This is a genomic window from Pseudomonas batumici, assembly GCF_000820515.1.
GTDB lineage: Bacteria > Pseudomonadota > Gammaproteobacteria > Pseudomonadales > Pseudomonadaceae > Aquipseudomonas > Aquipseudomonas batumici.
This window is the reverse complement of sequence record NZ_JXDG01000056.1, coordinates 146,962-172,833: the sequence shown is the minus strand read 5'-3', so window position 1 is coordinate 172,833 and position 25,872 is coordinate 146,962. Positions and strand designations below refer to the sequence as shown.

The 25,872-nt window shown below is 61.9% G+C and carries 25 protein-coding genes; 7 read left to right on the top strand and 18 right to left on the bottom strand.

What is annotated here, in order from left to right:
* Nucleotides 1-64: 64 nt before the first annotated feature.
* The 13 genes from UCMB321_RS21080 to UCMB321_RS21020 form a co-directional block, all read right to left on the bottom strand.
* On the bottom strand, nucleotides 65-466 hold the full coding sequence (locus UCMB321_RS21080) for a DMT family transporter (protein ID WP_040070372.1): 402 nt from the start codon (nucleotides 464-466) through the stop codon (nucleotides 65-67).
* A gap of 31 nt (nucleotides 467-497) precedes the next feature.
* Complete coding sequence (locus tag UCMB321_RS21075; protein ID WP_040070371.1) at nucleotides 498-872, bottom strand: EamA family transporter; 375 nt, start codon at nucleotides 870-872, stop codon at nucleotides 498-500.
* Nucleotides 869-1,789, bottom strand: a complete 921-nt coding sequence (locus tag UCMB321_RS21070; protein ID WP_040070370.1) for an arginase family protein — start codon at nucleotides 1,787-1,789, stop codon at nucleotides 869-871. The genes UCMB321_RS21075 and UCMB321_RS21070 overlap by 4 nt, the downstream gene beginning before the upstream one ends.
* Nucleotides 1,790-1,954: 165 nt before the next feature.
* Nucleotides 1,955-3,280 (bottom strand): two-component response regulator AauR, encoded by a 1,326-nt coding sequence (gene aauR / locus UCMB321_RS21065; protein WP_040070369.1) that lies wholly within the window; start codon nucleotides 3,278-3,280, stop codon nucleotides 1,955-1,957.
* The gene (gene aauS / locus UCMB321_RS21060) at nucleotides 3,277-5,178 is read right to left on the bottom strand and encodes a two-component sensor histidine kinase AauS (protein WP_040070368.1); all 1,902 of its coding nucleotides are present in this window, start codon (nucleotides 5,176-5,178) and stop codon (nucleotides 3,277-3,279) included. Before aauS ends, aauR begins: the two co-directional genes overlap by 4 nt.
* Nucleotides 5,179-5,322: 144 nt before the next feature.
* Nucleotides 5,323-6,057, bottom strand: a complete 735-nt coding sequence (locus UCMB321_RS21055; protein ID WP_040070367.1) for an amino acid ABC transporter ATP-binding protein — start codon at nucleotides 6,055-6,057, stop codon at nucleotides 5,323-5,325.
* Nucleotides 6,054-6,725, bottom strand: coding sequence for an amino acid ABC transporter permease (locus tag UCMB321_RS21050; protein WP_040070366.1), 672 nt, complete (start codon nucleotides 6,723-6,725; stop codon nucleotides 6,054-6,056). The genes UCMB321_RS21055 and UCMB321_RS21050 overlap by 4 nt, the downstream gene beginning before the upstream one ends.
* Complete coding sequence (locus UCMB321_RS21045) at nucleotides 6,725-7,471, bottom strand: amino acid ABC transporter permease (protein ID WP_040070364.1); 747 nt, start codon at nucleotides 7,469-7,471, stop codon at nucleotides 6,725-6,727. Before UCMB321_RS21045 ends, UCMB321_RS21050 begins: the two co-directional genes overlap by 1 nt.
* A 199-nt stretch (nucleotides 7,472-7,670) precedes the next feature.
* Complete coding sequence (locus UCMB321_RS21040; protein WP_040070363.1) at nucleotides 7,671-8,585, bottom strand: glutamate/aspartate ABC transporter substrate-binding protein; 915 nt, start codon at nucleotides 8,583-8,585, stop codon at nucleotides 7,671-7,673.
* Nucleotides 8,586-9,024: 439 nt separating this feature from the next.
* Complete coding sequence (glpD, locus tag UCMB321_RS21035; protein ID WP_040070362.1) at nucleotides 9,025-10,563, bottom strand: glycerol-3-phosphate dehydrogenase; 1,539 nt, start codon at nucleotides 10,561-10,563, stop codon at nucleotides 9,025-9,027.
* Nucleotides 10,564-10,847: 284 nt separating this feature from the next.
* The gene (locus tag UCMB321_RS21030) at nucleotides 10,848-11,603 is read right to left on the bottom strand and encodes a DeoR/GlpR family transcriptional regulator (RefSeq protein WP_040070360.1); all 756 of its coding nucleotides are present in this window, start codon (nucleotides 11,601-11,603) and stop codon (nucleotides 10,848-10,850) included.
* A gap of 266 nt (nucleotides 11,604-11,869) precedes the next feature.
* On the bottom strand, nucleotides 11,870-13,375 hold the full coding sequence (gene glpK, locus UCMB321_RS21025; RefSeq protein WP_040070358.1) for a glycerol kinase GlpK: 1,506 nt from the start codon (nucleotides 13,373-13,375) through the stop codon (nucleotides 11,870-11,872).
* A gap of 91 nt (nucleotides 13,376-13,466) precedes the next feature.
* Complete coding sequence (locus UCMB321_RS21020; RefSeq protein ID WP_040070356.1) at nucleotides 13,467-14,318, bottom strand: MIP/aquaporin family protein; 852 nt, start codon at nucleotides 14,316-14,318, stop codon at nucleotides 13,467-13,469.
* 372 nt (nucleotides 14,319-14,690) lie between these two features.
* Here UCMB321_RS21020 and ybaK point away from each other — a divergent pair, with 372 nt between their 5' ends.
* Entirely contained in the window at nucleotides 14,691-15,161 is a 471-nt protein-coding gene (gene ybaK / locus UCMB321_RS21015; protein ID WP_040070355.1) for a Cys-tRNA(Pro) deacylase, read from the top strand.
* A 105-nt stretch (nucleotides 15,162-15,266) separates the two neighbouring features.
* Here ybaK and argF read toward each other — a convergent pair whose 3' ends face one another.
* Complete coding sequence (argF, locus tag UCMB321_RS21010) at nucleotides 15,267-16,187, bottom strand: ornithine carbamoyltransferase (protein WP_040070354.1); 921 nt, start codon at nucleotides 16,185-16,187, stop codon at nucleotides 15,267-15,269.
* A 410-nt stretch (nucleotides 16,188-16,597) separates the two neighbouring features.
* Between argF and UCMB321_RS21005 the strand changes: the two genes are divergently transcribed.
* The 3 genes from UCMB321_RS21005 to grxD all read left to right on the top strand — a co-directional run bounded on the left by UCMB321_RS21005 (nucleotide 16,598) and on the right by grxD (nucleotide 19,697).
* A complete protein-coding gene (locus tag UCMB321_RS21005) occupies nucleotides 16,598-16,888 on the top strand; it encodes a hypothetical protein (protein WP_040070353.1) in 291 nt (96 codons plus the stop codon).
* 134 nt (nucleotides 16,889-17,022) lie between these two features.
* Nucleotides 17,023-19,128 carry a molybdopterin oxidoreductase family protein gene (locus UCMB321_RS21000; RefSeq protein ID WP_040070352.1) on the top strand — a complete coding sequence of 702 codons (2,106 nt, stop codon included), beginning with the start codon at nucleotides 17,023-17,025 and terminating at the stop codon, nucleotides 19,126-19,128.
* 227 nt (nucleotides 19,129-19,355) lie between these two features.
* Nucleotides 19,356-19,697: a Grx4 family monothiol glutaredoxin gene (grxD, locus tag UCMB321_RS20995; protein ID WP_040070351.1), complete on the top strand. Its 342-nt coding sequence runs from the start codon at nucleotides 19,356-19,358 to the stop codon at nucleotides 19,695-19,697.
* A gap of 84 nt (nucleotides 19,698-19,781) precedes the next feature.
* On the opposite strand, the gene bfr is transcribed toward grxD, so the two are convergent.
* Together bfr and UCMB321_RS20985 are read right to left on the bottom strand one after the other, a co-directional pair.
* Nucleotides 19,782-20,252, bottom strand: coding sequence for a bacterioferritin (bfr, locus tag UCMB321_RS20990; RefSeq protein ID WP_040070350.1), 471 nt, complete (start codon nucleotides 20,250-20,252; stop codon nucleotides 19,782-19,784).
* A 199-nt stretch (nucleotides 20,253-20,451) separates the two neighbouring features.
* Nucleotides 20,452-20,670, bottom strand: coding sequence for a bacterioferritin-associated ferredoxin (locus tag UCMB321_RS20985; RefSeq protein WP_040070349.1), 219 nt, complete (start codon nucleotides 20,668-20,670; stop codon nucleotides 20,452-20,454).
* Nucleotides 20,671-20,956: 286 nt separating this feature from the next.
* Here UCMB321_RS20985 and UCMB321_RS20980 point away from each other — a divergent pair, with 286 nt between their 5' ends.
* From UCMB321_RS20980 to UCMB321_RS20970, 3 genes are all read left to right on the top strand, one after another.
* Nucleotides 20,957-21,559 carry a peroxiredoxin gene (locus tag UCMB321_RS20980; RefSeq protein ID WP_040070348.1) on the top strand — a complete coding sequence of 201 codons (603 nt, stop codon included), beginning with the start codon at nucleotides 20,957-20,959 and terminating at the stop codon, nucleotides 21,557-21,559.
* Between the two features lie 300 nt (nucleotides 21,560-21,859).
* Entirely contained in the window at nucleotides 21,860-22,921 is a 1,062-nt protein-coding gene (locus UCMB321_RS20975; protein WP_040070347.1) for an NAD-dependent epimerase/dehydratase family protein, read from the top strand.
* A gap of 25 nt (nucleotides 22,922-22,946) precedes the next feature.
* Entirely contained in the window at nucleotides 22,947-23,957 is a 1,011-nt protein-coding gene (locus tag UCMB321_RS20970) for an AraC family transcriptional regulator (protein WP_040070346.1), read from the top strand.
* A gap of 41 nt (nucleotides 23,958-23,998) precedes the next feature.
* On the opposite strand, the gene rnt is transcribed toward UCMB321_RS20970, so the two are convergent.
* Together rnt and pyrC are read right to left on the bottom strand one after the other, a co-directional pair.
* Nucleotides 23,999-24,676 carry a ribonuclease T gene (gene rnt / locus UCMB321_RS20965; RefSeq protein WP_040070345.1) on the bottom strand — a complete coding sequence of 226 codons (678 nt, stop codon included), beginning with the start codon at nucleotides 24,674-24,676 and terminating at the stop codon, nucleotides 23,999-24,001.
* A complete protein-coding gene (pyrC, locus tag UCMB321_RS20960) occupies nucleotides 24,673-25,719 on the bottom strand; it encodes a dihydroorotase (RefSeq protein WP_040070344.1) in 1,047 nt (348 codons plus the stop codon). Before pyrC ends, rnt begins: the two co-directional genes overlap by 4 nt.
* Between the last annotated feature and the right edge of the window lie 153 nt (nucleotides 25,720-25,872).

The following is a 25,872-nucleotide window of genomic DNA, read 5'->3' as shown; positions in this document are numbered from 1 at the left end:
ATGAGCATTCCGAGCCTGTTTTTAACGCAGCATGATCGTCGCGCAGGCAGTTTTCGTACAGAGCCTAGTTCTGCTCGCCCTCGGCGAGCAGGGCGATCCCGCCGATGATCACGGCCACGCCCAGCCAGTGCAGCAGGCTGATCTGTTCGTTCAGGCCTAGCCAGGATGCCAGCAGCACGGCGACAAACACCAGTGAACTCAGCGGGAACGCCAGCGAAAGGGTGCTGCGCCGCAGAATCAGCATCCAGACGAAAAACGCCCCGATATAACAGCTGATCGCGACCCAGACGCCGGGATTGAGCAGCACCGCGTGCAGCCATTGCAGGCTGAAATCCATCTGTCCGAGTTGATCGCCGCCGATTTTGGTGGCGATCTGTCCGCCGCTTTCGCAAGCGATCAGCAAGGCCCAGAGCACGACGGTGCCGAAACGCCCGTGGAGCCAATCGATGTGTTTTGAACCGCTCATCAGAAATTACCTTCGAACATGAATAGGCCCCTCAAGCGCCGGATACGGCGACCAGCATCACGCCGGCGGTGATCACCAGGGTGCCGAGCCAGCGACGGCGGCTGACGGTTTCGCCCAGTACGACCTTGCCGGCCAGCACCACGCCGCAATACGCCAGTGCCCCGATGGGAAACACCAGGCTCAACGGCGCCCGGGACAGGGCTTCGATCCAGACGAAGAACTCGATGGCATAGGAGCCGAGCCCGCACCACAGCAGGGGCGAATTGAAGACCTGGCCCCAGAAGGCTTTCAGCCTGAAACCACCATCCAGCTCCGGCAGACGGTCCAGGCCCATCTTGAAACAGAGCTGGCCGACCACGTCCAGGACAACGGAAAAAAGTACCAGCAAAATAACGCCAAGGGTCACGGAAACAGCTCCTCGAACAGCGTGATCAACGCTTCATTGGTTGCCGAATTGCGCAGCAGGTCAGCTTCGCTCCAGCGTTCGGGCGGGGGTTGGTCGGATTTGGCTTCCCAGCGCTTGAACGCGTTGCTGAAGGCCGGCTTGGCGAATTCGCCGCAAACATCAATGCCCAGGACCCGCTTGCGCGTGGCCAGCGCCCGCAAGGCGTCGAGCAGATGGGTCAGGCGCATGCCGCCCTGATCCCAATTGGTGGCGGCATCTTCGCTGGCCAGCACGTCTTTGTCGATAGTGATCCAGATCGCCTCGGTGGGCAGGTTCTGGATCAAGCGTTCGAGAAAGTCGGGCCAGTGCTCGTCAGCCAGGTTGCGCCAGTGCAGATGATTGGCCTGCTGCTGGTGCCCAGCACCGTCGCCGATCCGGCCCCAGACCCTGGACGGGGCATGTTGCCAGGGGAACAGTTGCAGGTCGCCACGGCGCAACGCACCCAGGTTGCCGCCGCGCAATTGGGGGGTGTCGAGGTCTTCGCTGCAGGGGCCGAGGGTGATGATACGCCGGATGTTCGGCAGTTTCAGCGCGCGGTTGACCCACGAGCCACAATGCCGACGAGGGGCAAGGTGCACCCAGTCGGGATGGTTGTCGAAATGAATCAGGCTGACCGGCTCCGGCAGGTCGGCCAGGAAGGCCGGGGTCAGGTGATGGTAGTCGCCGGAACCGACGAAGAAGATTTCCGGTTTGCCGGCGGCGGGTCTTGGCCGCTGGCGCAGGCGCTCGGCAAAGCGCCGGTAGTTGCGCTCGGTGGTCCAGAGCCGCAGTTTGGGGCCCAGGTCAAGCAGGTCCAGGCGCGTGGCCTGGCCACTGTCCAGTCGCCGGGCGACAGGGGCCTGGGCGGTCAGGCTGTGGTCGAGGTCGAGAATGTTCAAAACGTTGTATTACCTGTGGCGGCGTCCGTGAAAAGTACGGTGCAAGGACTTGCGCGAGTAAATGCAAAGGACGGGCCAGCCGTCCCAAAGGCATCTTTTTTACCGACGCCTGTCGGGCACAGGTTGGTCGCCAGCGGGTGGGTGATGGCGCATGAATACCCGCGATCAGTGGCCCAGGCCGTACTTCTTGACCTTGTCGAACAAGGTGGTCTTGGCCATGCCCAGCTCCTGGCTGGCCTGGGTCAGGTTGCCGCCACTGCGTTGCAGGGCATCGCCCAGCAGGTTGCGCTCGAACGCCTCCACCGCTTCGGCAAAGCCCAGCCCGCTGCTGCTTTGCGCGCCGGCTTTCTTGAAGGCCGGCAGGCCCAGGGCGAAGCGTTCGGCGACGTTGCGCAGTTCGCGCACATTGCCCGGCCAGTCGTGGCTCATGAGGTTGGACAAGGTCTGGTTGTCCAGCTCCGGCACGGCACGGTCGAAACGCAGGGAGGACTGCAGCAGGAAGTGCTCGAACAACTGCAGGATGTCCTCGCGCCGCTCGCGCAGGGGCGGCAGCTCCAGGGTCACCACGTTCAGCCGGTAATACAGGTCGCTGCGAAACTCTCCGGCGCGGCCCAGCTCGTCGAGGTCGGACTTGGTGGCGGCGATGACGCGGCAATCGACGGCCACGCTCTGGTTCGAGCCCAGGCGCTCCAGCGTGCGTTCCTGCAAGACCCGCAGCAATTTGATCTGCAAGGGGATCGGCATGCTTTCCACTTCGTCGAGGAACAGCGTGCCGCCATGGGCGTGCTCGATCTTGCCGATGCGCCGTTTCCCGGCACCGGTGAAGGCGTTGGCCTCATGACCGAAGATTTCGCTCTCGAACAGGTTCTCCGGTAGCCCACCGCAGTTGAGAGCGACGAACTGTTGCGACTGGCGCCGGCTGAAGTCATGCAGGCAGCGGGCAACCAGTTCCTTGCCGGTCCCGGTCTCGCCTTCGATCAGCACGTTGGCTGACGTATCGGCAACGTTGGCAATCAGTTCCCGCAGGTTCTGCATGGCCGGCGAGCGCCCGATGATCCGTCCTTCCAGCGAGTCGCGCTCGGCCAGTTGCCGGCGCAGTGCCCAGACTTCGCGGGCCAGGCCGCGTTGTTCCAGGGCGCGACGGGCGACTTCCACCAGGCGCTCCGGCGAAAACGGCTTTTCCATGAAGTCATAGGCGCCGTTGCGCATGGCGCCGACGGCCATGGAAATATCGCCGTGACCGGTGATCAGCACCACCGGCAGGCTGCGGTCGCGGGCCTTGAGTCGGGTCAGCAGTTCCAGGCCGTCGATGCCCGGCAGGCGGATGTCGCTGATGACGATGCCGGGGAAGTTGTCGCCGATCCGCGCCAGGGCTTCCTCGGCACTGCCGACGCCTTCACAGGGAATATCTTCCAGGGAGAGTGCCTGCTGGCAGCCGAGCAGGACGTGGGGATCGTCTTCGACAATCAGGACAGTGAGGTCGTTGTTCATATCGGCTCGGCCTTGGCAGGGGAGACCCGCGGTAAAGTGAGGACGAAGGCGGTGCCGCCACTGACGGGGTGTTCGACCCCGAGGTGGCCGCCGGCCGCCGCCGCGAGGCTGGCGGAGAGGGTCAGGCCCAGGCCCAGGCCCTGTTCTCCCGGCTTGGTGGTGAAGAAGGGTTCGAACAGGTGCTTGCGCGCTTCGGGTTCGATGCCGTGCCCGTTGTCGCGTACCAGCAGGCGGTATTTACCCTCGACGAAGTCGCCTTCCAGCCACAGTTCCGGCAGGGGCTGGGCCTGCATGGCGTCCAGGGCATTGCCGATCAGGTTGACCAGGACCTGCTCCAGGCGGGTCTGGTCGATGGCCAGTTGCACGTCGTCGAAGTCGCGATGGACTTCCAGGTGCAGGGTTTCGACCCGGCTGCCGAGGACCTGCAAGGCGGCGTCGATGGCCTTGCCCAGGCTCGACTCGCCCTTGTCGTCGCCGCGCCGGGCAAAGGCGCGCAGGCTGGCGGTGATCCGGCCCATGCGGTCGATCAGGTCGTTGATGGTGCGCAGGTTGGTGCTGGCGGTGTCCAGTTCGCCGCGTTCGAGGAAGCGCACGGTGTTGCCGGACAAGGTGCGCAGCGCCGCCAGCGGCTGGTTGAGTTCGTGGGCGATGCTGGTGGACATCTGGCCGATGGCGGCCAGCTTGCCGGCCTGGACCAGTTCGTCCTGGGCCCGGCGCAGGGTTTCCTCGGCCTGGCGTCGCTCGCGGATCTGGTCCTTGAGCCGGTCGTTACTGGCGCGCAGGTCGACGGTGCGCTCGGTGATCCGCCGTTCCAGCTGGCTGTTGGCTTCCTGCAGGGCTTCGCGGGCGGCCAGGCGGGTGGCGATGACCTTGCGCCGTTCGTTCCAGGCGATCAGCAGGAATGCCACCAGGGCGAAGGCCACGGCCACCAGGATGCCCTGGTTGGCGGCTTCGCGGCGCAGGTCCTGCAGGGGCGTGAGCAGGGTGAAGTGCCAGGGGGTGTCGCTCAGGCGCCGGGTCTGGGACAGGTAGCTGACACTGTCGCCGTCCTTGGCCAGTTCGCTGTTGGCCGGGAAGGTCAGGGTTTCCACACCTTCGGCCAGGTGTTCGCGGGCCAGGGGCTGCAACTCGTTCAGTGGCCACCAGTAATATTGCAGGCTACGGGCCAGGCGCTCCTTGATCTCCGCGGTCAGCGGGCGCACGGACTTGAGGCGCCGGGCCGGGTCGCTGGAGAGGATGATGATGCCGTTCTCGTCACTGACGAAGGCTTCCAGGCGAGCCCGTTGCCAGCGTTCCTCGAGGGCCTCGAGACGGACCTTGATCACCGCCACGCCGATGATCTTGCCTTGTTCTTCCAGGCCATGGGCCAGGTAATAGCCGGGTTCGCCGCTGGTGCTGCCGATGCCGTAGAAGCGTCCCGGCAGACCGCGCACGGCGTCCTGGAAGTAGGCGCGAAAGGACAGGTCCTCGCCCAGGTAACTGTCGGCGTCGCGCCAGTTGCTGGTGGCCAGCACCCGACCGGTGGTGTCGAGCACGTAGATGGCCCGACTGCGGCTGCGCCGGTTCAGGCCTTCGAGGTATTCGTTGACCGCTTGGCGGTGTTCGGCGTCCGGTTCCTTGAGCAGCATCGAGACGCTGGATTCAAGCTCCAGCAGGCTGGGCAGGTAGGTGTACTTGCTGATCTCGCTTTCGACGGTGCGGGCGTGCAGCTCCAACTGGCGTTCGCCGTTTTCGCTGAGGGTGCGGATGCCATAGTGTTCGCTGATGCGATAGCCGGCAGAGCCCAGGCCGATCATCAGCAGGATGATCAGTGGCGGCAGGAGCAGTTGGCGGATCAGGCGGGGTTTCACGGCGAGTGATGGCGGCGTCGCGCGATAGAGGTTGGGGTCGCATTTCATCACAGTTGCCTTGGGTCAACCAGGGCCCCTGTAGGAGCGAGCTTGCTCGCGATGGAGGTCAACGATGACGCGGGGCACCTGATACCCCACGGCGCCTGAACTACCATCGCGAGCAAGCTCGCTCCTACAGGGAGCAGTCGGGTTTTAGTGCTGCAGGATCTTCTCGAGGAAATGCTGCGCACGGTCCGAACGGGCACTGATGTCGCCGAAGAACTCGTTTTTATTGCAGTCTTCGATGATCTTGCCCTGGTCCATGAAGATCACGCGGCTGGCAACCTTGCGCGCAAAGCCCATTTCGTGGGTCACGCACATCATCGTCATGCCTTCCTGGGCCAGTTGCACCATCACGTCGAGCACTTCGTTGACCATTTCCGGGTCGAGCGCGGAGGTCGGTTCGTCGAACAGCATCACCACCGGGTCCATCGCCAGGGCGCGGGCAATCGCCACGCGCTGTTGCTGGCCGCCGGAGAGTTGACCCGGGTGCTTGTGGGCATGGGCCGACAGACCGACGCGATCAAGCAGTTGCAGGCCTTTTTTGGTCGCTTCTTCCTTGCTGCGGCCCAGTACCTTGATCTGTGCGATGGTCAGGTTTTCGGTAATGGTCAGGTGCGGGAACAGTTCGAAATGCTGGAACACCATGCCCACTCGCGAACGCAGCTTCGGCAGGTTGGTCTTCGGGTCGGCGATGGAGGTGCCGTCGACCACGATGTCGCCTTCCTGGAAGGGTTCCAGGGCGTTCACGCATTTGATCAGGGTGGACTTGCCCGAGCCCGAAGGACCGCAGACCACCACCACTTCACCCTTGCTGACCTCGGTGCTGCAATCGGTCAGCACCTGGAAGTCGCCATACCACTTGTTGATGTTCTTGATAGAGATCATACGGCAAACCTTTTTTGCAGACGCTTGACCAGCAGCGAGGCGGCAAAGCTGATTGTGAAGTAGACCAGACCGGCGAAGATCAGGAATTCGTTGGCGCGGCCGATGATGTCGCCGCTGGAGCGCGAGGCGTTGAGGAAGTCCACCAGGCCCACGGTGTAGACCAGCGAAGTGTCCTGGAACAGGATGATGCTCTGCTGCAATAGCAGCGGGGTCATCTTGCGGAACGCCTGGGGCAGGATGATCAGGCGCATGGTCTGGCCGTAGCCCATGCCCAGGGCCTGGGCGGCGCCCATCTGGCCTTTGGGGATCGACTGTACGCCGGCCCGGACGATTTCGCAGAAGTACGCCGCTTCGAACATCATGAAGGCCACGATGCAGGAGGTGAACGCACCGATCGGCGTGTCCTCGCCGGTGATCCAGCGCAGGACGAAGGGGACCGCCAGGTAGAACCAGGTGATCACCAGCAGCAGCGGGATCGAGCGGAAGTAGTTGACGTAGGCGCCGGCGATGTTGGACAGCAGCTTGTTCGAAGACAGGCGCATCAATGCCAGGAGGGTACCGATGACCAGGCCGCCGATAACGCCCAGCACCATCAGCTTCAAGGTCATCAGCATGCCATTCCACAGGCCGGGAATGGCCGGGACGATACCACTGAAATCGAATTCCATTATTTACCCCCCACGGAGATCAGGCCGGGCACCGAGACTTTCTTCTCTACCAGGCGCATCAGCAGCATCAGGCTCATGTTCAGGGTGAAGTAGATCAGCGTCGCCAGGGTGAAGGCTTCGAACAGGTTGGCGGAGAACTCGGCGGTCTGCTTGGTCTGCGCGAGCAGCTCCATCAGGCCGATCAGCGAGGCCACCGAGGAGTTCTTGAAGACGTTGAGGAATTCCGAGGTGAGCGGCGGAATGATGATCCGGTAGGCTTGCGGCAGCAGCACGTTCCAGTAGATCTGCGGCAGCTTGAAGCCCATGGCGCGGGCGGCCGACTCCTGGCCGCGCGGCAGCGCCTGGATACCGGTGCGCACCTGTTCGCAGACACGGGCGGCGGTGAACAGGCCCAGGCACACCACGACGCTCAGGTAGGCCGAGGTGGTCGGGTGCAGGTCCTGCTTGTACCAGTCCTGCAGGTTTTGCGGCAGCAGGTCGGGTACCAGGAAGTACCAGATGAACAGTTGCACCAGCAGCGGTACGTTGCGGAAGATCTCCACGTAGACGGTGGCAATGCCCGCGACCACACGGTTCGGTACGGTGCGCATCACGCCCAGTAGCGAGCCGAGGATCAGCGCCACGATCCAGGCCACGATGGCAATGGCGATGGTCCAGCCCAGCCCGGAGATGAACCAGTCGAGATAAGTCTCGCTGCCCACGCCGGTGGACTTGAAGAACACGCCCCAGTCCCAGTTGTAATTCATTCGGGTCTCCCCTCGGATCAATCAATGGTCACGCACGTGCTTCCCGGGACTCCGCCCCGCCTGACGCGTTCAGTCAGGCACACGCGTACCGCTCGCGGTCCGAGTGTCTTTCCCGTTTCAGTAGAGGAAGCCAGTACAGCAGGTCTCAACGGACTCCCGGGGTCGCATTCGCGCCACCGGGAGCCGGGTCAGCCGTGAATCAGATCTTTTTTTCCGGAGCCGGCTTGTCGTTCGGATTGGCCAGCAGCGCCTTGAGCTCGTCGCTCATCGGGAAGTTCAGGTTCAGGCCCTTGGGCGGGATCGGCTGGGTGAACCACTTGGCGTAGATCTTGTTGATCTCGCCGGACTGGTAGATCCCGACGATGGCGTCATCCACGGCTTTCTTGAACGCCGGGTCGTCCTTGCGGACCATGCAGCCATAGATTTCGTAGGATTGTGGCGTGCCGGTCACGGCCCAGTCATCGGGCTTCTTGGCCTTGGCCATTTCCCCGGCGAGCAGCGCGTCGTCCATCATGAAGGCCACGGCGCGACCGCTTTCGAGCATGTTGAAGGCTTCGCCATGGTCCTTGGCGGAGATGACGTTCATGCCCATCTGCTTGTCGGCGTTCATCGCCTTGATGATGCGCTCGGACGTGGTGCCGGCGGTGGTCACGACGTTCTTGCCCTTGAGGTCGGCAAAGTCCTTGTAGGTGGAGTCCTTCTTCGACAGCAGGCGCGTACCGATCTCGAAGATCCCCATCGAGAAGTCCACTTGCTGGGCGCGTTCGGTGTTGTTGGTGGTGGAACCGCACTCGACGTCGACGGTGCCGTTCTGGACCAGCGGGATACGGGTCTGGGAGGTGACCAGGTTGTACTTGACCTTGAGGTCCGGCAGGCCGAGGTCTTTCTTGATGCCGTCGACGATGGCCAGCTGGATGTCGTGGGAGTAGCCCACTGGCTTGCCGGATGCATCCGCGATGTAGGAGAACGGGATGGAGCTGTCGCGATGCCCGAGGGTGATGGTGCCGGACTCCTTGATCTTCTTCAGGGTGCCGGTCAGTTCAGCGGCGAAAACTGGAGTACTGATCAGAGCAACAGCGATAGCTGCGCCCAGAAGCTGGGGAACGATGCGCATCAGATGATTTCCTCGAGATTGTTTTTCTTATGGAGCCGGTCAGCCGACTCTCGGGTACTTCAAACCGCTCATACGACCCAGGGGACGGCCTGGGCATTCGGTACGGATGTGTAGAGCACGACTCGTGCCAGGCTTGGTGTCGCTGATTTAGTGATTGATTTTAAAGGGGTTTTTATTTCTTTCGAGACGTTTCGAGGTGTCTGGCGTCCGGTTCACCGAATGGTGGCCAAATGAGTGTTCGGAAAACCGAATGAGAGAGGGGCTGCGGGAAGAGGATTGCGTGCGAGGCTTTTGGTGATCTTGAACGTACGACAAAACCTGTAGGAGCCGGCTTGTTGGCGATAGCGTCCGAATGGGCGCCGCAAGGCTCAAGGGCCTCATCGCCGGCAAGCCGGCTCCTACAGGGGGAAAGCGTTCCAACCGTGAGAGGGGCCTGGAATCAGGCCGCTTCGATCTTGCCGCGGTGCTGCTCGACCTTGTCCAGGTAGTGCTGCAACTGCTGCTGTTCGGTCGCCGTGGTGAACAGGCCCAGCTTGCTGCGCCGCCACAGGATGTCCGCCGCCGCGCAGGCCCATTCCTCACTGCACAGGTAATCCACTTCACGGCTGTAGAGGCCGCCACCGAGGTGTTCGCCCAGGTCGCTCAGGCTCTGCACACCCTCCAGCAGGCGCCAGGTACGGCTGCCATAGGTGCTCGCCCAGCGCCGGGCAATCTCTTTGGGAATCCAGTCGAAACGGGTGCGGATCTCGTGGCTCAGGGCCTGCGGCGTGGTCATGTCTTCGCCACCGGGCAAGGTCGAGTGCGCGGTCCAGCTCGGCTTCAGGTTCTTGAAGAACGGCGCCAGTTGGGCCAGCGCCGACTCGGCGAGCTTGCGGTAGGTGGTCAGCTTGCCGCCGAACACCGACAGCAGCGGGGCTTCGCCATTTGCGCCAGACAGCGCCAGGGTGTAGTCGCGAGTGACGGCCGAGGGGTTGTCGGATTCGTCGTTGCACAGCGGGCGAACGCCGGAATAGCTGTGCAGGATATCGCTGCGGGCGAGCTGCTTCTTGAAGTGCGCATTGACTACCTTGAGCAGATAGTCGGTCTCGGCTTCGGTGATGCTGACCTTGGCCGGGTCGCCCTGGTATTCGCGGTCGGTGGTGCCGATCAGGGTGAAGCGGTCCAGGTACGGAATGGTGAAGACGATACGCTGGTCCTCGTTCTGCAGGATGTGCGCATGTTCGCCTTCGTACAGCTTGGGCACGATCAGGTGGCTGCCCTGGATCAGGCGGATGCCGTAGGGCGATTCCAGCTTCAGGTCATCCTTGATGAACTGGGCGACCCAGGGGCCGGCGGCATTGACCAGGGCCTTGGCCTGGATCGAGAACCGGGTACCGTTGCCGCGTTCCATCTCCAGGAGCCACAGGCCTTTGCCGCGGCGGGCGCTGACGCAGCGGGTACGGGTGTGCACGTGGGCACCGTTCTCCCGCGCCGCCATGGCATTGAGCACCACCAGGCGCGCGTCGTCGACCCAGCAATCGGAGTATTCGAAACCCTTGGTGATTTCAGCCTTGAGCGCACTGTCGGCGCCGAATTTCAGGCTCTTGGAACCGGCGAGCTTCTCCCGCTTGCCCAGGTGGTCATAGAGGAACAGGCCGGCGCGGATCATCCAGGCCGGACGCAGGTGCGGACGGTGGGGCAGGACGAAACGCATGGGCTTGACGATATGCGGGGCCTTGGCGAGCAGGACTTCACGTTCGGCCAGGGCTTCGCGCACCAGACGGAATTCGTAGTGCTCCAGGTAGCGCAGGCCGCCGTGGATCAGCTTGCTGCTTGCCGAAGAAGTGTGGCTGGCGAGGTCGTCCTTTTCGCAAAGGAACACCGAGAGGCCGCGACCGGCTGCGTCCGCGGCAATCCCGACACCATTGATACCACCGCCAATCACGGCGATGTCATAGAGCTCGGCAAGGGGTGGGGCAGGCAAGGTGCTGGGGTTCATCGGTGAGCCTCGCAGGGTCTTCTCTATATTTGAATTCGAACATTGATGTTCGCTTTCGAAAAGAATAACGGATAAGCGCGCCCACGACCAGTCAAGCCTGATTGAAAAAATCCATCAGAACGGCTGGAAAGGAAAATTATCGAACATTGTAGGGCGAGCGCTACGCGCGCCCTTGTAGGAGCGAGCTTGCTCGCGATGAACGTAAAGGCACCGCGATTATTCAGACACCCCGCGTCAGCGTTGACGACCATCGCGAGCAAGCTCGCTCCTACAAGGGAGGTGGGTCAGACCACTTCCAGGCGGATCTTGTGTTGGTGCAGCAGCTGGGCCAGTGCCGGCACGGGCGCCTGGTCGGTCACCAGGCAGTCGATCAGGGTGATCGGCCCGAGGCGCACCATGGCGTTGCGGCCGAACTTGCTGGAGTCCGCCGCCAATATCACCTGTCGGGCATTGGCGATGATCGCCTGGGAAACCCGCACTTCCTGGTAGTCGAAGTCCAGCAGGCTGCCGTCCTCATCGATGCCGCTGATGCCCACCAGGGCAAAGTCCACCTTGAACTGGTTGATGAAGTCGACGCTGGCCTGGCCGACCACACCGCCGTCGCGGCGCACGTTGCCGCCGGCCAACTGGACTTCGAAGTCGTCCTTGGCACTGAGGATCGAGGCGACATGCAGGTTGTTGGTGATGATCTTCAGGTGGTTGTGATTGAGCAGTGCCCGGGCGATGGACTCGGTGGTGGTGCCTATATTGATGAACAGCGAGGCGTGATCGGGAATCTGCGCGGCGATGGCCTCGGCGATGCGCTGCTTTTCATCGCGCATCTGGTCGGCCCGCATGGCGTAGGCGGTGTTCTCCACGCTGGAGTCGTAGGCCGCGCCGCCGTGGTAGCGACGTAGCAGATTGGAGTCCGCCAACTGGTTGATATCGCGGCGGATGGTTTGCGGGGTCACGACAAAAAGCTGGGCCATTTCCTCGATGCTGACATAACCGCGTTCGCGGACCAGTTCGAGGATTTGTTGCTGGCGGGGAGGCAGATTCATTGGGCGTCCTTTGGGCTGCCGTACAAATTTCTCCATCATGCCGCAGGAAGGACCTGTCTGCCACTTGCGGCGCCAATCAATCGTGGATGTGCGGTTGTCGCGTCGTAAACCGGGCGGGTGCTTGTCGGTTCGAGGGAATGGGGCAGTGGGCGTACCGGCCACCCTGTGGGAGCCGGCTTGCTGGCGATGGCGCCCGGATGGACGCCGCAAGGCTCAAGGACCTCATCGCCAGCAAGCTGGCTCCACATTAGAAGGGCGCGTTCGGCTTAGTTGCTGCCTTCGTGCGGTTCCCAGTCGCGGGTGCGGCTGACGGCTTTCTTCCAGCCGTCATAGAGTTTTTCCTTCTCGGCCTCGGCACGCAGCGGCGCGAACTCGCGTTCGATGACCGCCTTGCCCCGCAGCTCTTCCAGGCTGCCCCAGAAACCGCAGGCCAGGCCGGCCAGGTAGGCCGCGCCGAGTGCCGTGGTTTCGCGCATTTGCGGGCGCTCGACCTGGGTCCCCAGAATGTCGGCCTGGAACTGCATCAGGAAGTTGTTGGCGACCGCGCCACCGTCCACGCGCAGGGCCTTGAGGCGCTCACCCGAGTCCTGCTGCATGGCGTCCAGCACGTCGCGGGTCTGGTAGGCGATCGACTCCAGCGCGGCACGGATGATGTGATCGACTTTCACGCCGCGAGTCAGGCCGAACAGCGCGCCACGGGCATAGGGGTCCCAGTAGGGTGCGCCCAGGCCGGTGAAGGCCGGTACCAGGTACACGCCGTTGCTGTCCTTGACCTTGCCGGCGAAGTATTCGGTGTCGAAGGCGTCGTTGATGATCTTCAGTTCGTCACGCAGCCACTGGATGGTGGAGCCGCCGTTGAACACTGCGCCTTCCAGGGCATAGGCCACTTCGCCGCGCGGGCCACAGGCGATGGTGGTGAGCATGCCGTGCTTGGAACGTACCGCCTTGGTGCCGGTGTTCATCAGCAGGAAGCAGCCGGTGCCGTAGGTGTTCTTCGCCTGGCCCGGCTCCACGCACATCTGGCCGAACAGGGCGGCCTGCTGGTCGCCGGCGATACCGCCGATGGCGATGCCGCTCTTGGTGTGGCCGTAGATTTCGGAGGAAGACTTCACCTCCGGGAGCATTTCCCGGGGAATGTCGAGGATCTCCAGCATCTTCGAGTCCCACTCCAGGGTGTGGATGTTGAAGAGCAAGGTGCGCGAGGCGTTGGTGTAGTCGGTGACGTGGGTCTTGCCGCCGGTGAATTTCCAGATCAGCCAGCTGTCGATGGTGCCGAACAGCAACTCGCCGTTGCGCGCGCGTTCGCGGCTGCCTTCGACGTTGTCGAGGATCCATTTCAGCTTGGTGCCGGAGAAGTACGGGTCGGTGACCAGGCCGGTGGTCTCGCGGATGTACTCTTCGTGGCCGTCGCGCTTGAGCTGCTGGCAGATCTCGGTGCTGCGGCGGCATTGCCAGACGATGGCGTTGTAGATCGGACGGCCGCTGACCTTGTCCCAGACCACGGTGGTTTCACGCTGGTTGGTGATGCCCAGGGCCGCGACCTGGTCGTGGTGCAGGCCGGCTTGCGCCAGGGCTTCGACCATGACCGCGCTCTGGGTGGCGAAGATTTCCATCGGGTCGTGTTCGACCCAGCCGGCTTGTGGATAGTGTTGCTGGAATTCGCGCTGGGCGGTGCCGACCACGTTGGCGTCGCGGTCGAAGATGATCGCCCGGGAGCTGGTCGTACCCTGATCGAGGGCAATGATGTAGTTCTTATTCTGAGTGTCGGTCATTTTCGATTGCCTTGGTGAAATAGGGAAAAGTGCCGGGATGAGTGCCCTCAGGGAGAAGGGCGCTCACCAGGGGTGGTGCAGGGCAGGTGTTTCAGGAAGCCTGGACCTTTTTGGCAGCGGTCGCGAGTTCTTCCTGTGTAGCGGGTTCGGCGCTGGGCAGGTGACGGGCAATCATCCCGCGGTACAGCACGGCGCCGAGGCTGGCACCGACAATCGGTGCAAAGATCGGAACCAGGACATACGGAATCTCGCGTCCGCCGGTGAAGGCGATCTCGCCCCAGCCGAAGAGGAAGGTCATCAGCTTGGGGCCGAAATCCCGCGCGGGGTTCATGGCGAAGCCGGTCAGCGGACCCATCGCGCTGCCGATCACGGCGATCAGCAGGCCGATCAGCAGTGGCGCCAGCGGGCCGTTGGGCAGGCCGTTGTTGTCGTCGGTCAGGGACATGATCACGCCCATCAGGATCGCGGTGATCACCACTTCCACCAGGAATGCCTGGGCGGTGCTCAGGGCCGGGTTGGCGTAGGTGGAAAACACCGATGCCAGCTCCAGGCTGGCCTGGGAGCCGCGGACCATGTGGTGGGTTTGTTCGAAATCGAAGAACAGGTTGCTGTAAAGCGTGTAAACCAACGCGGAGGCACAGAAGGCCCCGGCGACCTGCGCGAGGATATAGAACGGCAGTTTGCGTTTTTCGAAGTCGGCGAACAGGCACAGCGCGATGCTGACGGCCGGGTTCAGGTGAGCACCGGAAACGCCGGCGGTCAGGTAGATCGCCATGCTCACGCCCATGCCCCAAATGATGCTGATTTCCCACAAGCCAAAGCTGGCGCCCGCGACCTTGAGCGCGGCAACGCAGCCAGTGCCGAAGAAGATCAACAGCGCGGTGCCGAGGAATTCGGCGATGCATTGGCCCGAGAGCGACGGTTGTTTCAAAGCGGTACTCATTGGACACCTCGATTTTTGTTGTTGTTAGACGCCCATCGGGATGATGGACGTGGACTTTCACCGATGCTCAGCAATCCCCCTCTCTGATTTCGGCTTACCGCTCGTTACGCCTGAGTGTAGGACTGTAATCTTCAGTTTCGAAAAAATATAGACAAGAAACACTGCTGTCAAAGGTCGAAAGTGAACGATAGTCCACTTTTTGACTATTGCCTGCGTGAATGGGGATGATTTGTATGTAGGATACGAGTGGTTTTTACGCGTTTATCGGCTGCCTTGAGGCTAGGAAAAACTTGAGGCTTGGCCTGTCATAGAGCCTTTTCGTTGCCAATAGCCTAAAATCCACGCTTGTCTTCCGAGCCGCCTGGAGCTGCCATGACCCCTGCATTGGACCTGCTGAAAAAAGTTCGTGCCGAACATCGCGTGCACAGTTACGAACATGATCCGAAGGCGGCTTCCTACGGCCTGGAGGCTGCGGAGAAATTGGGATTGGCGCCGGCGCAGGTGTTCAAGACGCTGCTGGCCAGCACGGAAAAGGCCGAGCTGCTGGTGGCGGTGGTGCCGGTGGTCGGAAGTCTGGACCTGAAGGCGTTGGCCCAGGCGGCGGGGGTCAAGAAGGTCGAGATGGCGGATCCCGCGGCGGCCCAGCGGGCCACCGGTTATCTGTTGGGGGGGATTAGCCCGCTCGGGCAGAAGAAGCGTCTGCGAACCTTTATCGACCAGAGCGCGCAGCCCTTCGCGAGTATTTTTGTCAGTGCCGGGCGTCGGGGCCTGGAGGTGGAGTTGGCGCCGGCGGTGTTGGCCGAGCATACCCAGGCGAAGTTTGCCGATATCGGCCGCGCCTGATCCCGCTCATGATTTACGTAGCCGGCTGAAGCAGCACCAGGATCGCACTGGTGCCGCGCTGCTTGAGGATATCCAGGTCATGCAGGTTCAGCCGCCGCGCATGACTCATGCAGGGCGATAGGCCGGCGCGACCAGGAATTCGAGCAAGGCCTTTTGTGCATGCAGGCGGTTTTCAGCCTGGTCCCAGGCGACCGAACGCGGGTCGTCCAGCAGGTCGAGGCTGATTTCTTCTCCGCGGTGGGCGGGCAGGCAGTGCATGAACAGCACGTCCGGCGCGGCCAGGTCGAGCAGTTCGCGGGTGACCTGCAGGGGGGCGAACAGGGCGAGGCGCTTGGCGGTTTCTTCTTCCTGGCCCATGGAGGTCCAGACATCGGTGCTCACCAGGTGCGCGCCGCGTACCGCTTCACGTGGATCGCGGACCAGTTGTACCTGTCCGCCGGCCCGGGCCAGCAGCGCCGGGTCCGGGTCATAGCCTTCGGGGCAACTGACGCGCAATTGGAAGTCGAACTGGATGGCGGCTTCGATATAGCTGTTGCACATGTTGTTGCCGTCGCCGATCCAGGTCACGGTCTTGCCCTGGATCGAGCCGCGATGTTCGAGGAACGTCTGCATGTCGGCGAGCAACTGGCAGGGGTGCAGGTCATCGGACAGGCCATTGATCACCGGTACGCGGGAGTTGGCGGCGAACTCGGTCAGGGTGCTGTGCTTGAACGTGCGGAGCATGACCACGTCGAGCATGCTCGACAGGACGATGGCGCTGTCGCCGATAGGCTCGCCCCGGCCCAACTGGGTGTCGCGCGGCGAGAGGAAGATCGCCTGGCCGCCCAGTTGGATCATGCCGGCTTCGAACGACACGCGGGTGCGTGTCGAGGACTTCTCGAAAATCATGCCGAGAATCCGACCCTTGAGTGGCTCGAACAGTACGCCGCGGTCACGCAGGTCCTTCAGCTCGATGCCTCGACGAATCACGCTGACCAGCTCTTCGGGCGTGCAATCCATCATGGAGAGAAAGTGCCTTGCGCTCATCATTGACTACCTTTTTGCAACAGACCGCAGATACTCAAAGCCGGGTTTTACGGAAAAACGGGCGAGACCTGCGGCGTAAGCCGCACGGGGCGACGAAATAGGGGGAGACGCGATCGTATAAGAAAATGTCGCGTGTTACCAATAGGAGGCTTGGTTTTCAGGCTGTTGGCGTTCGACAGGCTTGACGGCCATGACACTTTTCAAGCCGGCACCGACCTGTTTCAGGGTGGCGACAGGTCTTTGTACACCGTGCCCCGAAGCCTTGGCAATCGAGGGCGGCGGGCGTGGGCAGGGCCTGGTCGTGTTCCGACTGGCTGGACCGGGCAATGACCTGCCGAAGTGGAAACATTTCCTAAACTAATCTGCTAGGTTATAAAATGTGTCATTGCGGACACATGAGAGGCTTTGGAATGGAATCGAAAGAGCAACAGTTGATGGAGCTGCTGAAGCTGACGGCACAGGCACTGACCCATATGACTGCCTCCGTCACCTCGATGTCGTTTGAATTGTTGCGCAGCGAGGATGAAGTGACCCGCTCGGCTGGCCGCCGGATGATCGATCGCATGGCGACCATCAGTTCCGGTCTCGACGAGCATTGGCGTCTGATTGGCGAGCTGACCGGGGTCCACATGGGCCAGGAGCAGCTCGAAACCATTGAGGAAATCCAGTTGCAACCCGCCCCCAGGCTGCCCATGGCCTGATTTCCGTGCCCCATCGGCAGGCCTGATGTTCCCCGATTCACAAGACGAACGTCGCTGGCGTGCCATTCGGCCCGGGGCCATAGTTTTGTTCCCGCAACCGATTCGGGTTGCCTTGGACAAAACAGAGACTGGCCATGACCAAGACTCTCCATCACCGTGCCTGCCACCTGTGCGAAGCCATCTGCGGCCTGACCATCGAAACCACCACCACCGAGGCTACCGTGCAGATCACCTCGATCAAGGGCGATCCGCTGGATACCTTCAGCCGCGGGCATATCTGCCCCAAGGCGGTGGCGTTGCAGGATATCCAGAACGACCCGGATCGCCTGCGCCAGCCGATGCGCCGTGTCGGCGCTGAATGGCTGCCGATCGAGTGGGATGAGGCCTTTGCCCTGGTGGCCGAACGCCTGGCGGCGATCCAGGCCCGGCATGGCCAGAATGCCGTGGCGATCTACCAGGGCAATCCCAGCGTGCACAACTATGGGTTGATGACCCACAGCAACTACTTCCTGGGCCTGCTGAAAACCCGCAACCGCTTTTCCGCGACCTCGGTCGATCAATTGCCGCAGCACCTGAGCAGCCACCTGATGTATGGCCATGGCCTGCTGCTGCCGATCCCGGACATCGATCACACCGACTTCATGCTGATCCTGGGTGGCAATCCACTGGCTTCCAACGGCAGCATCATGACCGTGCCGGACGTTGAAAAGCGCCTGAAGGCGATCCAGGCCCGGGGCGGCAAGGTCGTGGTGGTCGATCCCCGGCGTAGCGAGACGGCGGCCATGGCCGACCTGCACCTGTTCGTGCGCCCGGGTGGCGATGCGGCCTTGTTGTTCGGCCTGCTCAACACTTTGTTCACGGAAGGGCTCACGCGCGACAGTCATTTGCCGGTCGACGGGCTTGATGAGGTGCGCCAGGCCGTGGCCGGCTTCAGTGCCGAAGCCATGAGCCCGCTCTGTGCGGTGCCCGCGTCGCAGATCCGCCAACTGGCACGGGACTTCGCCGCCGCCGACAAGGCGGTCTGCTATGGGCGGATGGGCGTCTCGACCCAGTCGTTCGGCACCTTGTGCCACTGGCTGGTGCAGCTGATCAACCTGGTGACCGGCAATCTGGACCGGGTCGGCGGTGCCTTGTGCACCGAACCGGCGGTGGACCTGGTGGCCTCGACGTCCGGCGGGCATTTCAATCGCTGGCAGAGTCGGGTGTCCGGGTTGCCGGAATATGGCGGTGAACTGCCGGTGTCGGCGCTGGCGGAGGAAATGCTCAGCGAAGGGGAAGGGCAGGTGCGGGCCCTGGTGACGATCGCCGGCAACCCGGTGCTGTCCACGCCCAATGGCCGGCAGCTGGAGCAGGCGCTGGACGGCCTGGAGTTCATGGTCAGTATCGACCTGTACATCAACGAGACCACCCGTTATGCCGACCTGATCCTGCCGTCGACCTCGGCCCTGGAAAACGATCACTACGACACCACGTTCAATATGTTCGCGGTACGCAACGTGAGCCGTTTCAATCGGGCGATCCTGGCCAAACCGGCGGGAGCGTTGCACGACTGGGAGATCTTTGTCGGCCTGGCCAAGGCGTTTTCCAGTTTGACCGGCCAGGCGCTCAAGTCGACCATGCCCCCGGCGCAGATGATCGACATGGGGCTGCGGATGGGGCCTTATGGCGATGCATCGCCGCAGCGGTTGTCGGTGAAGGCCCTGGAAGACTATCCCCATGGTGTCGATCTCGGCGCGCTCAAGCCCAATCTGGCGCCACGCCTCAAGACGCCCGGGCAGCGGGTCCAGGCGGCGCCGGCGGCGATTCTGGCCGATCTCGCCCGCTTCGCCACGCAGCAGGCGCCGCAAGTGGGGGAGTTGTTGATGATCGGCCGCCGTCATGTGCGCAGCAATAATTCGTGGATGCATAACTATCATCGGCTGGTGAAGGGTAAGCCGCGTCATCAGTTGCTGATGCACCCCGATGACCTGGCCAGTCGCAACCTCGAGGATGGGCAGCGGGTGCGGGTCAGCTCGCGGGTCGGCATGATCGAGGTGGAAGTGCTTGCCAGCCTGGAGATGATGCCGGGCGTGGTGAGCCTGCCCCATGGTTGGGGGCATGCGCGGCCCGGAGTGAAAATGGGCATCGCCAGCGGGCAGCCGGGTTCCAGCGCCAATGACCTGACCGATGAACGTTATCTGGATGTGCTGTCGGGCAACGCGGCGTTGAACGGCGTGCCTGTCACCGTGGCGGCAGCCTGACACGTACTGATGTGGGAGCCGGCTTGCTGCGGGCGGCGTTCCGGCGATGAGGCCCGTAAGGTTTGCATCGAGCTTGCGGACGCCATCGCCGGCAAGCCGGCTCCCACAGTTGCGTCAGCAGCGGCCATGGGGACGGATATCGGGCAGACCGAGCACCACGCCTGGCTTTCCGTTACAATGCCTCACCGTGCCGACAACTGCGTCGGAAAGTTCAGAAGAGGTGCCTTGTGGATATCATCGAAACGATTAAAGAGCAGATTGCCAACAACACCATTCTGCTTTACATGAAAGGCTCGCCGAATGCCCCGCAGTGCGGTTTTTCCGCCAAGGCTGCGCAGGCCGTGATGGGCTGCGGCGAGAAGTTCGCTTACGTGGACATCCTGCAGAACCCGGAAATCCGTGCCAACCTGCCGAAATACGCCAACTGGCCGACGTTCCCACAACTGTGGGTAGCTGGCGAACTGGTCGGCGGCAGCGACATCATGGCGGAAATGTTCGCCAACGGTGAGTTACAGACCCTGATCAAGGATGCGGCGACCAAGGCGGCAGCGGCCAAGACCGAAGCCTGATGGTCGAAGCCGGGTGCCTGCCAGGCACCCATAAAAAAGCCCCGCACTCTGAACAAGAGTGCGGGGCTTTTTAGTGGGCGCTGTTTATTCGCCCATCTGCGATTGCAGGTAGTTCTCCAGGCCTACTTTGTCGATCAGGCCCAGTTGGGTTTCCAGCCAGTCGATATGTTCTTCCTCGGACTCGAGGATATCTTCCAGCAGTTCGCGGCTGCCAAAGTCGCCAACAGCTTCACAGTGGGCAATGGCCGTCTTCAGGTCGGCATGGCCGGTGCGTTCGATGCGCAGGTCGCACTCGAGCATTTCCTTGGTGTGTTCACCGATGTGCAGCTTGCCCAGGTCCTGCACGTTCGGCAGGCCCTCGAGGAACAGGATGCGCTTGATCAGCTTGTCCGCGTGCTTCATCTCGTCGATGGACTCGTGGTACTCGTGCTTGCCCAGCTTGTTCAGGCCCCAGTCTTCATACATGCGTGCGTGCAGGAAGTATTGGTTGATCGCGACCAGCTCATTGGCAAGGATCTTGTTGAGATGCTGGATAACCGTGATATCGCCTTTCATGGTGGGGTCCTGTCCTGTATTAGCTGGCTATTAGGCGGAGTTTGATCCCGGCAACTTTGGGTGTCAAACCTAAGTTATTGAATCCTATATGAAAATTAATCGGAATAAGAATGTTTGTGTTCCGCGTCTTTGTCCTAAGCGATTGAATTACAGGCATAAAAAACCGGACACAGGGTCCGGTTGTTTAAAATGTTTCTATTTACGCGGCGGAAAATTCCACCGGGTAAGGGATCGCCGCGTGCTGGCTTTGCAGCTCGGTCAGGGTCTCGCGGACCACCTGCTTGGCCAGGCACGCACATTTGCCACATTGGCTGGCCACGCCGGTGGCTTGCCGCACTTCGCGGTAGCTGCAGCAACCGTCATAGATCGCTTCACGGATTTGTCCATCGGTGACGCCAGTGCAGAGGCAGACATACATAAGGTGAGAACCATCGCTGATTAAGGCTCGATTGCGCTGGATCTTAATGTTAACGAGAATGATTGTCAAAGTGCTTTGGGTAAAGCTTCTGTCAACGGCTGGCTTGCCTGACGAACGGTTTCGCTACGTCGGGGACAGGTTTGTAAAAAGCGTTGGGGACAGGTCAAAAACGCGGTGTATGATGGTCGGTCCTTAGGAAGGTAGGCCGCGTCACAGTCCTGTCGCCTGATCGTGGCAGGCTGGGCTGGCCTTAGTTCTTCACCGCATCAACACCAGGAGATATTCAATGAGCGTACTCGTAGGCAAACAAGCCCCCGACTTCACCGTCCCTGCCGTACTGGGCAATGGCGAAATCGTTGACAGCTTCACCCTGTCCTCGGCCATCAAAGGCAAATACGGCCTGGTGTTCTTCTACCCACTGGACTTCACCTTCGTCTGCCCGTCCGAGCTGATCGCCCTGGACCACCGCATGGACGATTTCAAGGCACGCAACGTTGAAGTCGTGGCCGTCTCCATCGACTCGCACTTCACCCACAACGCCTGGCGTAACACCGCCATCAACGACGGTGGCATCGGCAAGGTCAAGTACACCATGGCCGCCGACCTGAAGCACGAAATCGCCAAGGCCTACGACGTTGAGTCCGAAGGCGGCGTGGCTTTCCGTGGCGCGTTCCTGATCGACGACAAGGGTGTTGTTCGCTCGCAGATCGTCAACGACCTGCCGCTGGGCCGTAACATGGAAGAACTGATCCGTCTGGTCGATGCCCTGCAATTCCACGAAGAGCACGGCGAAGTCTGCCCGGCCAACTGGAAGAAAGGCGACAAGGGCATGGACGCTTCGCCAGAAGGCGTTGCCAAGTACCTGAGCGAGAACGCCGGCAAGCTGTAAGCGCCAGGCTTCACGTATGAAAAAACCGGTCTTGATGACCGGTTTTTTTATGTCATGCCGATATCCGCAGCGTATTTGGCGGATTGCCCAAACGCCTCATCACACCGATGTGCGCTGACGCGATGGTGTAGAGAGCGATGCCGGCCACGCCACTGGGAATGGCACACATTGAATGTCATGTGGCGCGAGTTGCTGATGATCGAGCGCGGCCCACGGGAGAGAATGCCTTCGCAAGTTGCTTGACCGCGCAGGTGAGTGGTCGACACTTCCCGTGAACCGGCAACCTCCGAGGGCAGAACCATGCTGAACATCGACAAGACCAGGCCCGTCCTGGTGACAGGCGCAACCGGCTATCTTGCCGGTTGGCTGGTGAAGCGGCTCCTGGAAGAGGGGCTCACCGTGCATGCCGCCGTGCGCGACCCTGGGGATGTCAGCAAGCGTGCCCATCTGGACCAGGCGGCTGCGGGGCTGTCGGGGACTCTGCGCTACTTCAAGGCCGACCTGCTTGACGAAGGCTCGTATACGCAAGCCATGCAAGGCTGCTCCATCGTCTTCCATACCGCTTCCCCGTTCAAACTCGACATCCGTGACCCCGAGCGGGAACTGGTCGCCCCGGCCAAACTGGGAACCCGCAATGTCCTGGAAACGGCCAACAGGACCGAATCCGTTCGGCGTGTCGTCCTGACCAGCAGTTGTGCGGCCATCTATGGCGACTGTGCGGACATCCAGAACACCCCGGGGCAAGTCCTGACCGAAGCGATCTGGAATACCAGCTCTTCGCTACGGCATGTCCCCTATTCCTATTCGAAGACCGTCGCCGAACGGGAAGCCTGGGATATCGCGGGGAAGCAGTCGCGTTGGGATCTGGTCGTCATCAACCCCAGCCTCATCCTGGGGCCGGGGCTGAATCCACGCGGGACCAGCGAAAGCTTCAATCTGGTCCGTCAATTGGGGAATGGGCGCATGAAGGCGGGTGTTCCCGACATCGGGTTCGGTGCCGTCGACGTACGTGATGTGGCCGAAGCCCATCTGCGTGCGGCCTATCTGCCTGATGCCAAGGGGCGTCACATCGTCTCCGGACACAATACGTCGCTTCCCGAGATTGCCAGCGGGCTCCTTCCGAAATATGCGGCCTATCCGATACCCCGTCGCATCCTGCCGAAATGGCTGGTCTGGTTGGTCGCTCCCCTTGCCGACAAGAGCACTACCCGCCCATTCATTGCCAGGAACGTCGGTTATGCCTGGCGGGCGGATAACGGCAAGAGCGTCCGGGAGCTGAAAATGTCCTATCGGCCCTTGCAGGTTACGATTCAGGAGATGTTCCAGCAGATGATCGACAGTGACCAGATTCCCAGGTGCTGAGTCGCGTTTACCGAGGAGGTCACGCATGACACGAGCAACGCACTTCTGCGTCCAGCCCGGCTGGCAGTTGCTGCTATGGGATATGGGCCTCAACCCTGATCATTTGCTACGTCTGGCGGGCCTCCCCGAAGATCTGTTTTCGCGCAAGCAAGCCAGTATCACCGCGCAACAGTATTTCAGGCTGTGGCAAGCCATTGAGGTCTCCGTGGGGAGCACGGCCCTGCCGCTTCGGGTGGGGCAGGCGATCTCGGTCGAAGCCTTCGATCCGCCGATCTTCGCGAGCTTGTGCAGCCCCAATCTCAATATCGCCATGCAGCGTCTGTCGGCATTCAAGAAGCTCATCGGGCCGATGACACTGAGTGTGGCGGTTGGCTCGACGAAGACTTCGATAACGCTCGAGTGCTACGCAAACGAGGGAAGCATCCCCCGGAACCTGGCAATGACGGAACTGGTCTTCCTCACGCAACTGGTCAGGCTCGGAACCCGCCATCGGGTGATTCCCCTGGAGGTGATGGTGCCTGAGCTCCCCGGCAGTCTTGGCGGGTATGTCGACTATTTCGGTGTTTCGCCAAAACAGGGTGCCGCGATTCGGGTATCGTTTTCGAGCCGGGATGCTGTCAGGCCGTTCCTGACCGCCAACGAATCGATGTGGGCGTATTTCGAGCCGGGTTTGCGCAAGCGACTGTCCTCCCTGGACTCGACGGCGAAGATGAGTGATCGCGTCAGGGCGGTACTCTTGGAGGGATTGCCCGCGGGCGAGTATTCGATCGTGTTCGTCGCCAGGCATCTTGCCGTCAGCAAGCGCACCTTGCAGAGGCAACTAGGCGACGAGTCCACGAGTTTTACCGACATTCTGAATGCTACGCGCCAGCAACTGGCGCAACATTACCTGAGCAGTCCCGCCATTTCCCAGGGGGAGATTGCCTATCTCCTTGGATTTCAGGAGGTCAACTCCTTTATCCGGGCATTCAAGGAGTGGACGGGCAATACCCCTGGAGCCTATCGGCACGAAACGGTGTCATCAAAGATGACTTGAGAGCGGGCATTTTCAGGCGCCCGGATCAGTCGTCGAGCGGATCAGTCGTTGTAGTCTTCCCAGCCGCCCATTTCCTTCCAGCGGTTGACGATGCCGCAGAACAGCTCGGCGGTCTTCTCCGTGTCGTAGCGGGCCGAGTGGGCCTCGCGTCCATCGAAGTCGATGTCGGCGGCCTGGCAGGCCTTGGCCAGCACGGTCTGGCCGTACGCCAGGCCGGCGAGACTGGCCGTGTCGAAGCTGGAGAACGGGTGGAACGGGTTGCGCTTCATGTCCAGGCGCGCCACCGCGGCGTTGAGGAAGCCCAGGTCGAAGCTGCTGTTGTGGCCGACCAGGATCGCGCGTTTGCAACCGTTGGCCTTCAGGGCCTTGCGCACGCCACGGAAAATGTCGGTCAGCGCGGTTTCTTCGCTGACCGCCATGCGTAGCGGGTGGTCGAGCTTGATCCCGGTGAACTCCAGGGCCGCCGCTTCGATATTGGCGCCTTCGAACGGCTCGACCCGGAAGAAGTAGGTGTGTTCCGGGAACACAAAGCCTTTTTCGTCCATGCCGATGGTGGTGGCGGCGATTTCCAGCAGGGCGTCGGTGGCGGCGTTGAAACCACCGGTCTCGACATCGACGACAACCGGCAGATAGCCGCGAAAGCGCGCGGCCATCGGATGCCGGGAGCCGGTACCGCCGCCGTTGCCTTCTAGTTCGTCGTCGTAATGCTCTTCACTCACAGGGTTTCCTCCAGCAGGCGCCAGCGCAGTTTTTCACCGGCGCGCAGCGGGATGACGGACAGCTCGCCGAAGGGCAGGCTGGTCGGGGCGGTCCATTCTTCACGAACCAGGGTGATGCTGTCGGTGTTCGCCGGCAGGCCGTAGAAGCGCGGGCCATACAGGCTGGCGAAGCCTTCGAGCTTGTCCAGCGCGTTGCGTTGTTCGAAGGCCTCGGCGTACAGCTCGATCGCGGCGTAGGCGGTGTAGCAGCCGGCGCAACCGCAGGCGGCTTCCTTGGCGTGCTGGGCGTGGGGCGCCGAGTCGGTGCCGAGGAAAAACTTCGGATTGCCGCTGGTCGCTGCGGTGAGCAGGGCTTCCTGGTGCGTGCCGCGCTTGAGGATCGGCAAGCAGTAGAAGTGCGGACGGATACCACCCACCAGCATGTGGTTGCGGTTGTACAGCAGGTGGTGCGCGGTAATGGTCGCGCCGACGTTGGCCGGGGCTTCGCTGACGAACTGCACCGCGTCCGCGGTGGTGATGTGTTCGAACACCACCTTGAGGGTCGGGAAGCGTTCGACGACGCGGCGCAAATGCTCGTCGATGAACAGTTTCTCGCGGTCGAACACGTCGACCTCGCCACGGGTGACCTCGCCATGGACCAACAACGGCATGCCGACTTCGGCCATGACCTCCAGGACCGGGAAAATCTTGTCGACGCTGGTCACGCCCGAATCCGAGTTGGTGGTCGCGCCGGCCGGGTAGAGCTTGGCGGCGTGGATGAAACCGCTGGCCTTGGCGGCGCGGATTTCCTCGGGCTGGGTCCGATCGGTGAGGTAGAGCACCATCAGCGGCTCGAAGCGGCTGCCGGCCGGTCGCGCAGCGAGAATGCGCTGGCGATAGGCATCGGCCTCCACGGCGTTGCGCACCGGTGGCAGCAGGTTGGGCATGATGATGGCGCGGCCAAAGGTGCGCGCAACATCCGCCACAGTGTGAGGTAAGGCGGCACCATCGCGAAGATGGATATGCCAGTCGTCGGGACGCAGCAGGGTCAGGCGGTCGGACATGGGGGATTCCAGGCGGGTCGAACTGAGGGAATGCTACCGGAAAAGACGGTTTCAGGCACTCGCTATCAAGTTTTGCCGCGAGCAACCGATACCACAGGAGTAGGGCGTGGAATCGGCATGCCTGTCTTGACGATGTAGATATCCAGTGGAGCC

What these genes read in the sequence shown, in the direction of transcription:
- UCMB321_RS21080 (WP_040070372.1), bottom strand. Translation starts at nt 466, where the DNA reads ATGAGCGGTTCAAAACACATCGATTGGCTCCACGGGCGTTTCGGCACC.
- aauR (WP_040070369.1), bottom strand. Translation starts at nt 3,280, where the DNA reads ATGAACAACGACCTCACTGTCCTGATTGTCGAAGACGATCCCCACGTC.
- aauS (WP_040070368.1), bottom strand. Translation starts at nt 5,178, where the DNA reads ATGAAATGCGACCCCAACCTCTATCGCGCGACGCCGCCATCACTCGCC.
- UCMB321_RS21055 (WP_040070367.1), bottom strand. Translation starts at nt 6,057, where the DNA reads ATGATCTCTATCAAGAACATCAACAAGTGGTATGGCGACTTCCAGGTG.
- UCMB321_RS21050 (WP_040070366.1), bottom strand. Translation starts at nt 6,725, where the DNA reads ATGGAATTCGATTTCAGTGGTATCGTCCCGGCCATTCCCGGCCTGTGG.
- UCMB321_RS21045 (WP_040070364.1), bottom strand. Translation starts at nt 7,471, where the DNA reads ATGAATTACAACTGGGACTGGGGCGTGTTCTTCAAGTCCACCGGCGTG.
- UCMB321_RS21040 (WP_040070363.1), bottom strand. Translation starts at nt 8,585, where the DNA reads ATGCGCATCGTTCCCCAGCTTCTGGGCGCAGCTATCGCTGTTGCTCTG.
- glpD (WP_040070362.1), bottom strand. Translation starts at nt 10,563, where the DNA reads ATGAACCCCAGCACCTTGCCTGCCCCACCCCTTGCCGAGCTCTATGAC.
- UCMB321_RS21030 (WP_040070360.1), bottom strand. Translation starts at nt 11,603, where the DNA reads ATGAATCTGCCTCCCCGCCAGCAACAAATCCTCGAACTGGTCCGCGAA.
- glpK (WP_040070358.1), bottom strand. Translation starts at nt 13,375, where the DNA reads ATGACCGACACTCAGAATAAGAACTACATCATTGCCCTCGATCAGGGT.
- UCMB321_RS21020 (WP_040070356.1), bottom strand. Translation starts at nt 14,318, where the DNA reads ATGAGTACCGCTTTGAAACAACCGTCGCTCTCGGGCCAATGCATCGCC.
- ybaK (WP_040070355.1), top strand. Translation starts at nt 14,691, where the DNA reads ATGACCCCTGCATTGGACCTGCTGAAAAAAGTTCGTGCCGAACATCGC.
- argF (WP_040070354.1), bottom strand. Translation starts at nt 16,187, where the DNA reads ATGAGCGCAAGGCACTTTCTCTCCATGATGGATTGCACGCCCGAAGAG.
- UCMB321_RS21005 (WP_040070353.1), top strand. Translation starts at nt 16,598, where the DNA reads ATGGAATCGAAAGAGCAACAGTTGATGGAGCTGCTGAAGCTGACGGCA.
- UCMB321_RS21000 (WP_040070352.1), top strand. Translation starts at nt 17,023, where the DNA reads ATGACCAAGACTCTCCATCACCGTGCCTGCCACCTGTGCGAAGCCATC.
- bfr (WP_040070350.1), bottom strand. Translation starts at nt 20,252, where the DNA reads ATGAAAGGCGATATCACGGTTATCCAGCATCTCAACAAGATCCTTGCC.
- UCMB321_RS20985 (WP_040070349.1), bottom strand. Translation starts at nt 20,670, where the DNA reads ATGTATGTCTGCCTCTGCACTGGCGTCACCGATGGACAAATCCGTGAA.
- UCMB321_RS20980 (WP_040070348.1), top strand. Translation starts at nt 20,957, where the DNA reads ATGAGCGTACTCGTAGGCAAACAAGCCCCCGACTTCACCGTCCCTGCC.
- UCMB321_RS20975 (WP_040070347.1), top strand. Translation starts at nt 21,860, where the DNA reads ATGCTGAACATCGACAAGACCAGGCCCGTCCTGGTGACAGGCGCAACC.
- UCMB321_RS20970 (WP_040070346.1), top strand. Translation starts at nt 22,947, where the DNA reads ATGACACGAGCAACGCACTTCTGCGTCCAGCCCGGCTGGCAGTTGCTG.
- pyrC (WP_040070344.1), bottom strand. Translation starts at nt 25,719, where the DNA reads ATGTCCGACCGCCTGACCCTGCTGCGTCCCGACGACTGGCATATCCAT.